We start from the raw sequence: 10,806 nt of genomic DNA, 5'->3' as shown, positions 1-10,806 counted from the left end.
AAAACACCACACTAGAGGCGCGGGAGAGCGCTGCAACCGCCTGAGTTTCGCTCTTGCCGGCAAGACAAGACGAAGCCCCGATCCGTTGCGCGGTCCGGGGCTCGTTCGTGTCGCGGGACGCCGATGCGCCCGCCCGACGTCAGCGTTTACTGCTGAGTCTTGAAGTACTTGGCGTAGATCTCGTCGTAGGTGCCGTTTTCCTTCAGCGTCGCCAGCGCCTCGTTGAAGCGCCCGGCGAGTTCCTCGTCGCGCGGACGGAAGGCGATGCCGAAGCCTTCGCCGAAGTACTTCTCCGGCTCGCTGATCATGTCGCCGACGGTGACGTAGTCGCCATCTTCGCTGTCGAGCAGGGTGGACTTGCCGACGGGGAAGTCGAGGAAGGCGATGTCGACGCGGCCGGCATCCATGTCCAGCACCAGGTCGTCGGCGGTGGTGTAGCGGCTGATATCGGCCACGTCGCCATACATGTCGGTGACGTAGTTGTCCTGCAGCGTGCCGCGCTGTACACCGATGGTCTTGCCTTTCAGCGTTTCGGGATAGACCGCATCGATACCGCTGTCGGCGGCGGCGAACCAGGCGGACGGCGGCTTGATGTACGGATCGGAGAAGAGCACGGTCTGGCGACGCTCGTCGTTGATCGTCATCGACGACATGATGGCGTCGTACTTGCGCGCCAGCAGCCCGGGAATGATGCCGTCCCAAGCCTGCACGACCCATTCGCAGTCGGCGTTGATCTGCTCGCACAGGGCGTTACCCAGTTCGATGTCGAAGCCGGTCAGCTCGCCGTCCGGCGTGCGGTACTCCATCGGCTCGTAGGGTACGTCGACGCCGAAACGCAGATGTTCGGTGTCCTGGGCCTGGGCGACGCCGGCGATCAGCGCGGCGCCGAGCAGGCTGGTAGTCAGCAGTTTCTTCATAGATCGCGTCTCTCTCGTGATGCGTATGTTCTTGTGTTGCGACTCGATCCCGGTGAATGCCGCCTCGTGAGCGGCGAGACGTCCAGGACATTCGATGGGCGACCATCGCAGCATAACGAATGCTTACACGATTGGATATCACCCAGTTTCAACGCCATGACGATTTCCGTGTACGTATACGGAAATCGGCTCATGGTGCCAGCAGATAGCCGCTGCGATGACTCTCGTGGCCAGCGATATCGGCGACGATCATCCCTGCAGTGGCCATGCGGCGCTGGCTGCGGGCATAGAACATGCCCGCTTGCGCGGCGCGTACCGGTTCGACGCGGTCAGTGAGCGGGTCGATGATCTCGGCGATCAGCTGGCCGGCCTCGACCTCGACACCGGGTTCCAGGTGGAACACCAGCAGCCCGCCGATCGGCGCATACAGGAAGTCCATCGCCGCCAGCTCGGTGGGCGGATAGGCCAGTTCGGGTAGCGCTGGCGCCTCGCCGGCGATCAGCCCGAGGTGCGTCATCCAGTCGAGAATCGCCTGGGCGTCGCGGCCGGCCAGATCGTGATCGACGTCCTGCTGGCCACGCAGTTCCAGCGTTATCGACTGGCAGCCGTAATCGACCGGAAAACGTTCGCCGAACTGCTGACGCAGCGTCTCCCACACCAGCGTGAAGCATTCGTCGAATGACTGGCCGCCGGAGTCGGTGGCCAGCATGCTGGCCTTGGCGCCGAAGTAGCGGGCCAGCGGTTCGAACACCGGCCAGGCCGCCGGCGTGGTATAGAGATGCTCGACGGCATCGAAATCGCAGTGCAGGTCGAGTACGAAATCGGCGCGGCAGGCCAGACGCTGCAGCGTGAGCCGCAGTGACTCCAGCGTGGTGGTTGGCCCTGTTTTCATGAGAGCCGCGTCCAGCGCGGCCGCGAAGCGATCGCGGATCATATTGCGGTTGTGGGCGACGTCGCTGCTCAATGCCTGTTCCAACTCATCGGCCACGATGTCGGCGACGCTTGCATAGCGACGATTGAAGTTGGTCAGGCTCTCGAAATCGTAGCGGCCCAGCGGCGTGTCCATCAGTTGCTGGTCGAGCCCGATCGGGTTGGCCACCGGCACCACGGTGACTCGGCACGCGAGTCGCCCCTGGCGCTCCAGTTCCGCCAGGCGCTGCTTCAGGATCCAGGCGACCAGCATGCCGGGCAACTCGTCGGCGTGCAGCGCGCCCTGGACATAGACATGACGCTCGGCATCGGCGGGACCGAAGTGAAAGCTGTCGATATGGCGCTCGGTGCCCGGCACCGGGCTGATCAGCGGCTGTTTCTGGTGCTCCACGACGCTTCCTCGAGTGGGCTTATTCGAATTTCTCGCAGTCGGCAGCGCTCGGCGGCACCGACAGGTCGTAGTCGAAATACTGGTTCATCAGCTTGTCGAAAGTGCCGTCGGCGTAGACTTCGCAGATCGCCTTGTCGAAGGTCTCGGCCAGATCGCGATCGCGCTTGCGGAAGGCCATGGCGGCGCCTTCGCCGAAGATCGACGTCGGCGTCTTGATGCTTTCGCCCAGTTGCTTGTACGGGCTGTCGTCGCCGCGGAAGTCGATCGCATCATTGGCGATCGGGAAGTCTTCGAAGGTCAGGTCGAGTCGGCCTGCCTTGAGGTCGTTGACTACCTCCTGGGAAGAGCCGTAACGGTGGATGTCGAGCACGTCGCCGTACTCCTGGGTGACGTAGACGTCACGAATGGTGCCGCGCTGCACGCCGACGGAGAGCCCTTTCAGCGAATCCTTGTCGTCGATGTCGATATCGCGGTCGCGGGCGGTGATCCACACGCTCGGCGTGTTGTAGTAGGGCAGCGAGAACAGCACCTGCCGCTCGCGCTCGGGGGTGATCGCCATCGACGACAGAATGGCGTCGTACTTGCGTGACAGCAGGCCAGGGATGATGCCATCCCAGCTCTGCTCGACCCAGTCGCACTCGAGATTGGCGCGGGCGCACAGCTCGTTGCCGAGATCGATTTCGAAACCTTCGAGATCGCCCTCCGCGTTGCGCACGACGAACGGCTCGTAGGGCACGTCGATACCCAGACGAATCGTGTTCTGGTCCTGGGCCATGGCCTGGCTGGAGACTTGGCCTATGAAAAGGGCGCCGACGAACAGGGCGCTGGTGATCCATTTATTCATGATGACTCTCGTTATGATGGTTTGATTGTGACGGTCGGTCCGGGTGACGATCAGGCCCCGCGAGGACGCAGGTGCGCCAGCAAGCGCTTTTCCAGTTTGCGGAAGACGAACATGATGCCGAACGTCAGGCACAGATAGATCAGCGCGACGAAGATGAAGGCCTGGAACGGCGCGTAGAAACGGGCGTAGACATAGTAGGCCGCACCGGTCAGGTCCATGATCGTGACGACGCTGGCGACCGCGCTGGCATGCAGCATGAATATCACTTCGTTACCATAGGCCGGCAGCGCGCGACGGAAGGCGCTGGGCAGAATGATGCGACGCATCATCAGCCTGCGCGACATGCCGTAGGCACGGGCCGCCTCGATTTCGCCCTTGGCGGTATTCTTGATCGCGCCGTGAAAGATCTCGGTGGTGTAGGCCGCGGTGTTGAGCGTGAACGCGATCAGCGCCGGGAAGAACGCCTGTTTGAACACCACCCAGAAGATGCTGTCCTGGATGCCGTCGAAGAACACCACGCCGTAGTAGACCAGGTAGAGCTGGATCAGCAGCGGCGTGCCGCGGAAGACGTAGGTGTAGGCGTAGATCGGCAGCTTGATCCAACGCCGCTTGGAACCCCGGCCGATCGCCAGCGGGACTGCCAGGATCACCCCGATCAGCAGCGACAGAAAGACCAGTTGAATGGTGGTGACCAGTCCGTTCCAGTAAAAGCCCAGGGTATTGGCGGTGAAGATCGCGTTACCGGACAGCAGTGCGGTAAACCAGCTATTCAATTGTTCCATTCGCTGGACTCCCCGAAACCGACGTTATAGCGCTTGGTCAACCTGGCGAAGCCCCATTCGGAAAGGGTGGCGATCAGCAGGTAGATCACCGCCACCGGCAGCATGAACAGAAAGGGCTCGTGGGTCGCCTTGGTCGCTTCGGCGGCTACCCGGACCATATCGGTCAGGCCGATGATCGAGACCAGCGCGGTGGTCTTCAGCAGCACCATCCAGTTGTTGCCGATACCGGGCAGGGCATGGCGCATCATCAGCGGAAAGCGCACGCGCCGGAATGCCAGCCAACCGCTCATGCCGTAGGCCCGGGCCGCTTCCATCTGGCCCTCTTCCACCGCCTGGAAGGCGCCGCGGAAGGTTTCGCCCATGTAGGCGCCGAAGATCAGGCCGATGGTGATCACGCCGGCGACGAAGGCATTGACGTTGATGAAAATGTCGATGTCGAAAGCGTAATAGAGCTGATCGGTGAGCATGTTGATGCCGATCTGGCCGCCGTAGAACAGCAGCATCATCAGCACCAGATCCGGCACGCCACGAATCAGTGTGGTGTAGAGCGTACCGATGCCATGCACGAAACGGTTGCGCGACAGCTTGGCACTGGCGGTCAGCAGCCCCAGGATGACCGCCAGAATCAACGACAGCACGGCCAGTTCGAAGGTGACCAGCGCCCCGTCGAGCAGGCGGGGGCCGTAGCCTTGCAGATCGATCATGATGTCCGCCTCAGTGCTTGGGCGCCAGGAACTGGCGCAGGCGCTCGGAGCGCGGGTTGTCGAGCACTTCGGCCGGGGGGCCGGACTCTTCGGCCACGCCCTGGTGCAGGTAGATCACCTGACTGGAGACATCCCGGGCGAAGGCGATCTCGTGGGTGACCAGGATCATGGTGCGGCCTTCCTCGGCGAGTCCACGCATGACCTTGAGCACGTCGCCGACCAGTTCCGGGTCGAGCGCCGAGGTCGGCTCGTCGAACAGCATCACCTCGGGGTCCATCGCCAGCGCGCGGGCGATGGCACCGCGTTGTTGCTGGCCGCCGGACATCTGGGTCGGGTAATAGTCGGCGCGCTCCAGCAGACCGACACGGTCGAGCAGGGCGCGCGCCTCGTCGACTGCCTGTTTCTTGGGTTTGCCGAGCACGTGAACCGGTGCCTCGATGACGTTCTCGAGCAGCGTCATGTGCGACCAGAGATTGAAGTTCTGGAACACCATCGACAGCTTGGCGCGGATCCGCTCGACCTGCTTCCAGTCCGCCGGTTCGCGGCCATGTTTGGTGGCGCGGAAATGGATCGCTTCGTTATGCACGATCAGTTCGCCCTCGTCGGGCTGTTCCAGCAGATTCATGCAGCGCAGGAAGGTACTTTTTCCCGAACCGGATGCCCCGATCAGGGTAATGACGTCGCCCTTGTGGGCTTCGAGAGAGAGCCCCTTGAGCACCTCGTGATTGCCGAAGCGCTTCTTGATGCCTCGCGCTTCCAGGGGAATGGGGGTCGCGGCCATGATGGTGTCCACCGAGTGGGTTGGCTGACGGGAAGCGATGCGGCATTTGAACGGCCCGACCTGCCATTGGCGATGGCACTGGCCTTGCCGACTCCCCGGCGAAAAATGCGGCGATTCTAGCAGTTTCGGCGTCAGGTTCCAGACAACCCACGCCCCAAGGCGCCGAGCCGTGTTGCCCCGTGTCGGTGAAATGCGACTAACTCGTTGTTCATGGAAGAAAACTCCTGAAAGACATTGTCGTTGTTGGAAACCGGCGAACAACGCTCAGGGCGACGCCGGTGGATCGCAGGGTCTGACCAGCAGTGCCGCGCGAGCGTTCAATTCGACGCGGGCATTGGGGAACACCACCGCCAACGGCGCCGTATCGACCACGAACTCGCCGGCCTCGCCATCTTCCGCCAGTCGCGTGCCGACCGGAAATTCCGTGAAGTTGGCCACGTCCTCGGCAAAACCGAGGCGGAACGCCTCGCTCTTGCGCATCAGCTCGAACGCGACCGCGAAGAAACGCAGCTCGCTCGTCGCGCCGGCGGGGCGTTCGCGCCCCTCGGCCAGTGCCGCCAGCCAGTCGCGCATGCCCGAGAGGGCCTCGAGATCGTTGGCGCCGAAGGGACGTACCTTGCCCAGCTCGAGTGTGTAGGCCTCGGCGGCATGATAGTGACGCGAATAGTGCGAGAAGGTCCAGCTGTGCTGATGCTGAAGCAGCACCGCCTGTAGCTCCGCCGCCGCCAGATCCTGCCAGCGCGACGCCGGTTGGGTCTCGGTATAGGGCACCACCGCGAAGCGCGGATATCGGCTGTCGCGAATCGCGGTATGCATGTCGAGATGCAGGCGCCGCTCGGGATGCCGGGCGAAGAAACCGTCGACGGCGCGCATCAGCTCACGGGCCCGCTCTGGCTCGTCGCCGCTCTGGGCCAGGTCACGCCGGAACAGGCGGTTGAGGTTGGTCGAGATGAACCGGGTCTGGGCGCGGATCGCGGGGAGATTGCCGAGAATGACCAGCATCGGCGCCTTGACATGCAGGCGGCCGGCCTCGAGCGCGGCCAACAACTCGCCGAGCAGTTCGATCGGTGCCGTTTCGTTGCCGTGAATGCCGGCGGAGATCACGACGCTGCGCGCGCCGGGGGCGGGCGTGTCCGGTATCAGTTCGAGGATCCCGGCGCCAAGCACGCGATAGCGGCCACCGGGCAGGCGTCCTTCGCGTTCCCTGCCCGGGTCGTCGTCATCGACAAGCGCCAGCGTGAGCCACTCATCCAGCATAAGGGGCTCGCGCGACGGAACGTGGCGCCAGGGCGGCATCGAGGGACAGGGGCAGTGGCGATGACGACATAAGCGCGGGCGTAGGAAACCTCTGATTAACTATTCCGCTGGGCAATACGGCGTTAAAAATCAACTCAACATGCTCATTTACACCCCGTAAACTCCGCTGTTTCGTTGATTTTTGCCTTGTCTTGCCTGCGCTCATGATGTTAATCCGAGGCTCCCTAGCGTACCGATTTCCGAAAGCGAAAAGTGAAATCAGCTTACCCCGCTGAGCCGACTCGGCAAGACCCGCTGTCGATAGGCTGAAAAAACACGCCCCTATCTTGAAAACGCCGCCTTGAAAACACGTTTCTGTCTTGAAAACCGCCGCCCGTCTGAAAGCCGCCAGTGCCTCTCACACGCCGCGCGTGCCGGTGTAGAGCGTGTAGATGGAGCGGCTCGCGGTCATCAACAACCGGTCGCGGTGTTCACCGATGAAGCACAGATTGGCGCATCTCTCCGGCAGCAGGATGCGTCCGATGCGATCGTTGTTGGGAGCGAAGATCGATATCCCGTCGTGCCCTTCGCCGCCAGCGGTGCCCGCCCAGAGATTGCCGTCGCGATCGAGCGCGATACCGTCGTAGGTCTCGGCATTCTGGCTGGAAACCACGACCTCGCGGTTGCTGAGCGACTTGCCGTCCTCGGCCAGTTCCCAGCGCGATATCGTGGCTGGCTCATCGGGAAAATGCGAAGGCGCGGTGTCACTGGCGTAGAGCTGGCGGCCGTCGGCGGAGAGCGCAACGCCGTTCGGTTTGCTCAGCTCGTCCGACAGCAGCAACGGTTCGTCCATGCCGTCGTCGACGTAGTAGATCGCCGGTTTGAGTTCGAGCGGACGCTTTTCGCCCTCGTAGTCGACGTGGGCGCCGTAGCCGGGATCGGTGAAGATGATCGCGTCATTGGCCAGCACCACCAGGTCGTTGGGGGCGTTGAGCCGCTTGCCCTGATAGTGGCTCGTCAGTTCGGTGAGCGTGCCGTCCCATTCGTAGCGCACCACGCGCGCCGGCGAGTGCTCGCAGGCGATCAGCCGGCCATGGTTGTCGAAGGCGTTGCCGTTGGAATGGCCGACGCCTTCGCGCAGCACGCTGACTTTTTCGGTGACTTCATCCCAGCGCATCTGCCGGGCGCGCGGAATATCGCTGAACACGGCGTAGCGACCGACGGCGTTCCAGGCCGGTCCTTCCAGCCACAGCCCGCCCGACCAATGGCGCTGGAGCGGCGTATTGCCGATGAAATAAGCCTTGAAGCGGTCGTCGAGCACCTGCCAGGCGGGGTCGGGATAGCGCGTCGGCGGCTCGCCGGTGGTCGCGGCCATAAGCGAAGGCGAAACCGCGGCGGCGGCACCCATCGCGGCCGTGGCGCTCAGGAACTGTCGGCGATCGAGATTCATGGCGGGCTCCTTGCGAATCGATTTTACTCGTCATGCCGACTCTCCAATATAGGCAAGTCGCGCGTGGCGGGAAGGAACTCTCCGCGTTGTCGCGACCAAAGTGCGAGATCGTGGCCAGGCTTCGAGCGGCGTCGATATCAGGCGTCGGCAACCCCGCCGGCTCCGGGACGCGAAAGGCGGGGAGGGTCGTGCTCGACCGCGACGAGCTCGTCGACCGGGAAGTCGAGTTCCCGGGCACGCGCCACCAGCGACTGGTAGGTCTCGTCCCGCAGGCTCGGCCGGCGCGACAGGATCCATAGGTAGTCGCGGTCCGGTCCCGCCACCAGCGCGTGCTGATAGTTTTCGTCCAGCTCCAGTACGCTGTAACCGGCATAGAAGGGGCCGAAGAAGCTGACCTTGAGGTGGCCGACGTCCGCTTCGCCGACGAAGCTGGCATGACCCTCGGCGTATTCCCAGCGCTGTTCGTTTGAATCGTAGCCTCGGTTGACGATACGAATGCCGCCGTCGTCGCGACGGCTGTATTCGGCCGTCACGCACTCGAGACCGCGTTCGAAGCCGTGATCGAGGCGGGCGATCTCGTACCACTGGCCCAGGTATTGATCGAGCTGAAAGTCGGCAACAGGACGGGTCCCTTCCGGGGCGCCGGTGCAACCCGCGAGCAAGGTGAAAGGGGCGAGCCAGGTTAGGCGCGGATAGCGAGGGAGACAGGATGGCAACAACATGAGGGTCCTTCCTTCTGAAGCTGCTGTTGAGAGTCTCGCGATGAGAAAAAGTTGCATCTGACAAAGGGCTTCTTCACCCCCATGCGCCCTAGGCCATGTACGAAAATTGTCTGCGCTCGGCCATACGGCGTTAAAAATCGGCTCAAGATACTCATTTACTACATGTAAACTCCGTTCTTTCGCCGATTTTTTCCTTGTCTGGCCTTCGCTCGCCGGCTTTTCATACACGCCCTAAGTCGGATGTTCCTGCCGGGTCATCTATGATGTATTGTGTCAATAATATTATCGATAATTTTGACGACGAGGATTTCCATGACTGGCGATGACTCTCGCGACGACAGCAAGACCGGCCTGAACCAAGGCCTGGTGAACTATGGCGATGCCGGCTTTTCGTTGTTCCTGCGCAAGGCTTTCATCAAGGGCGCGGGGTACAGCGACGATGCGCTCGACCGCACCATCGTCGGCATCGTCAATACCGGCAGCGGCTACAACCCGTGCCACGGCAACGCGCCGCAACTGATCGAGGCGGTCAAGCGCGGGGTGATGCTGGAAGGCGGCTTGCCGATCGAATTCCCGACGATCTCGGTCGCCGAGAGCTTCTCGACCCCGACCAGCATGTACCTGCGCAACCTGATGGCGATGGATACCGAGGAGATGATCCGCGCCCAGCCGATGGACGCGGTGGTGCTCATCGGCGGCTGCGACAAGACGGTACCGGCCCAGTTGATGGGAGCGGCCTCGGCCAACCTGCCGATGCTCGAACTGGTCACCGGCGCCATGCTGACCAGCGGGCATCGCGGTGTTCGAGTGGGGGCGTGTACCGACTGTCGCCGCTACTGGGGCATGTATCGCGGCCAGGAGATCGACGACCGGGAGATCGAAGAGGTCAATGCCAAGCTGGTCGGCAGCGTCGGCACCTGTTCGGTGATGGGCACGGCCAGCACCATGGCTTGCTTGAGCGAGGCGCTGGGCATCGCCCTGCCGGGTAGTGCCTCGCCCCCGGCCGTCACCGCGGACCGTATGCGCGTCGCCGAGCGCAGCGGGCGACAGGCGGTGATCAATGCCAGAGCCGGCGTGACCCCGGACCGGATTCTCACCGAGAAGGCGTTCGAGAATGCGCTGCGAGTGCTGCTGGCGATCGGCGGCTCGACCAACGGCATCATCCACCTCACCGCGATCGCCGGGCGCATGGGTATCGACATCGACCTGGAAGCCTTCGACCGCATGAGTCGCGAGACGCCGGTGCTGGTCGATCTCAAGCCCTCGGGGCAGCACTACATGGAGGATCTGCACCGCGCCGGTGGGCTGCCCACCGTGCTGCGGGAATTGCGTCCGCTGTTGCACCTCGATGCCATGACCGTCACCGGCCGCACCCTGGGCGAGGAGATCGACGCGGTGCCGGCATTCGAACAGCAGGTGGTGCAGCGTTTCGACCAGCCGCTCTATCATGCCGGCGGCATCGCCTTCCTGCGCGGCAACCTGGCGCCGGATGGCGCGATCATCAAGCAGTCGGCGGCGAATCCCCAACTGATGGAGCACGAAGGGCGTGCGGTGGTGTTCGAGGACGCCGAGGACATGGCAGCGCGGATCGACGACCCGGAGCTGGACGTCAGTGCCGAGGACGTGCTGGTGCTCAAGCGGATCGGTCCCGTCGGCGCGCCGGGGATGCCGGAGGCCGGCTACCTGCCGATTCCGCGCAAACTCGCGCGGCAGGGCGTGCGCGACATGCTGCGGATCTCGGATGGGCGCATGAGCGGTACCGCGGCAGGCACCATCGTGCTGCACGTGACGCCGGAAGCCGCCCTGGGCGGGCCGCTGGCGCTGGTCGAGAATGGCGACCGAATTCGGCTGAGCGTCAGCCAGCGGCGGCTTGAACTGCTGGTCGACGAGGCCGAACTCGAACGCCGTCGCGAGGGCTGGCGGCCGCTCGTCATCGAGGCCGAGCGGGGCTATCGCAAGCTGTTTCTGGAGCAGATCACCCAGGCCGACCAGGGCTGCGACTTCTCCTTCCTGCGGCCGCCGAACATCCAGCGCCGGGTACCGAAGTGA

At 63.3% G+C, this 10,806-nt stretch carries 10 protein-coding genes; 1 reads left to right on the top strand and 9 read right to left on the bottom strand.

The genetic code is table 11. From position 1 onward, the window contains the following. Positions 1–146 precede the first annotated feature (146 nt). The 9 genes from DOM57_RS05485 to DOM57_RS05440 all read right to left on the bottom strand — a co-directional run bounded on the left by DOM57_RS05485 (position 147) and on the right by DOM57_RS05440 (position 8,757). The gene (locus DOM57_RS05485; RefSeq protein WP_110648232.1) at positions 147–917 is read right to left on the bottom strand and encodes an ABC transporter substrate-binding protein; all 771 of its coding nucleotides are present in this window, start codon (positions 915–917) and stop codon (positions 147–149) included. A gap of 190 nt (positions 918–1,107) precedes the next feature. Beyond that, complete coding sequence (locus DOM57_RS05480; protein ID WP_110648231.1) at positions 1,108–2,238, bottom strand: succinylglutamate desuccinylase/aspartoacylase family protein; 1,131 nt, start codon at positions 2,236–2,238, stop codon at positions 1,108–1,110. A 19-nt stretch (positions 2,239–2,257) separates the two neighbouring features. Beyond that, complete coding sequence (locus DOM57_RS05475; RefSeq protein WP_110648230.1) at positions 2,258–3,082, bottom strand: transporter substrate-binding domain-containing protein; 825 nt, start codon at positions 3,080–3,082, stop codon at positions 2,258–2,260. 50 nt (positions 3,083–3,132) lie between these two features. Continuing rightward, positions 3,133–3,864 carry an ABC transporter permease gene (locus DOM57_RS05470; protein ID WP_110648229.1) on the bottom strand — a complete coding sequence of 244 codons (732 nt, stop codon included), beginning with the start codon at positions 3,862–3,864 and terminating at the stop codon, positions 3,133–3,135. Beyond that, positions 3,852–4,568, bottom strand: a complete 717-nt coding sequence (locus tag DOM57_RS05465; protein ID WP_110648228.1) for an ABC transporter permease — start codon at positions 4,566–4,568, stop codon at positions 3,852–3,854. Before DOM57_RS05465 ends, DOM57_RS05470 begins: the two co-directional genes overlap by 13 nt. Before the next feature lie 10 nt (positions 4,569–4,578). Further along, a complete protein-coding gene (locus DOM57_RS05460) occupies positions 4,579–5,349 on the bottom strand; it encodes an ABC transporter ATP-binding protein (RefSeq protein WP_110648227.1) in 771 nt (256 codons plus the stop codon). Between the two features lie 264 nt (positions 5,350–5,613). After that, on the bottom strand, positions 5,614–6,606 hold the full coding sequence (locus tag DOM57_RS05455; protein ID WP_110648226.1) for a succinylglutamate desuccinylase: 993 nt from the start codon (positions 6,604–6,606) through the stop codon (positions 5,614–5,616). A gap of 397 nt (positions 6,607–7,003) precedes the next feature. Then, the gene (locus tag DOM57_RS05445; RefSeq protein WP_110648225.1) at positions 7,004–8,035 is read right to left on the bottom strand and encodes an SMP-30/gluconolactonase/LRE family protein; all 1,032 of its coding nucleotides are present in this window, start codon (positions 8,033–8,035) and stop codon (positions 7,004–7,006) included. Between the two features lie 137 nt (positions 8,036–8,172). Beyond that, entirely contained in the window at positions 8,173–8,757 is a 585-nt protein-coding gene (locus DOM57_RS05440) for a lipocalin family protein (RefSeq protein WP_110648224.1), read from the bottom strand. Positions 8,758–9,069: 312 nt separating this feature from the next. On the opposite strand from DOM57_RS05440, the gene DOM57_RS05435 reads away from it, so the two are divergent. Beyond that, positions 9,070–10,806, top strand: coding sequence for an IlvD/Edd family dehydratase (locus DOM57_RS05435; RefSeq protein ID WP_110648223.1), 1,737 nt, complete (start codon positions 9,070–9,072; stop codon positions 10,804–10,806).

This window comes from Salinicola peritrichatus (genome assembly GCF_003206715.1).
Taxonomy (GTDB): Bacteria; Pseudomonadota; Gammaproteobacteria; order Pseudomonadales; family Halomonadaceae; genus Salinicola; species Salinicola peritrichatus.
The sequence above is the reverse complement of the archived record's forward strand: the minus strand, read 5'-3'. Positions and strand labels throughout refer to the sequence as shown.

Excerpts from the sequence above, each read along its gene's own strand:
- DOM57_RS05470 (WP_110648229.1), bottom strand. The coding sequence starts at position 3,864 with ATGGAACAATTGAATAGCTGGTTTACCGCACTGCTGTCCGGTAACGCG.
- DOM57_RS05455 (WP_110648226.1), bottom strand. The coding sequence starts at position 6,606 with ATGCTGGATGAGTGGCTCACGCTGGCGCTTGTCGATGACGACGACCCG.
- DOM57_RS05465 (WP_110648228.1), bottom strand. The coding sequence starts at position 4,568 with ATGATCGATCTGCAAGGCTACGGCCCCCGCCTGCTCGACGGGGCGCTG.
- DOM57_RS05460 (WP_110648227.1), bottom strand. The coding sequence starts at position 5,349 with ATGGCCGCGACCCCCATTCCCCTGGAAGCGCGAGGCATCAAGAAGCGC.
- DOM57_RS05475 (WP_110648230.1), bottom strand. The coding sequence starts at position 3,082 with ATGAATAAATGGATCACCAGCGCCCTGTTCGTCGGCGCCCTTTTCATA.
- DOM57_RS05445 (WP_110648225.1), bottom strand. The coding sequence starts at position 8,035 with ATGAATCTCGATCGCCGACAGTTCCTGAGCGCCACGGCCGCGATGGGT.
- DOM57_RS05440 (WP_110648224.1), bottom strand. The coding sequence starts at position 8,757 with ATGTTGTTGCCATCCTGTCTCCCTCGCTATCCGCGCCTAACCTGGCTC.
- DOM57_RS05485 (WP_110648232.1), bottom strand. The coding sequence starts at position 917 with ATGAAGAAACTGCTGACTACCAGCCTGCTCGGCGCCGCGCTGATCGCC.
- DOM57_RS05435 (WP_110648223.1), top strand. The coding sequence starts at position 9,070 with ATGACTGGCGATGACTCTCGCGACGACAGCAAGACCGGCCTGAACCAA.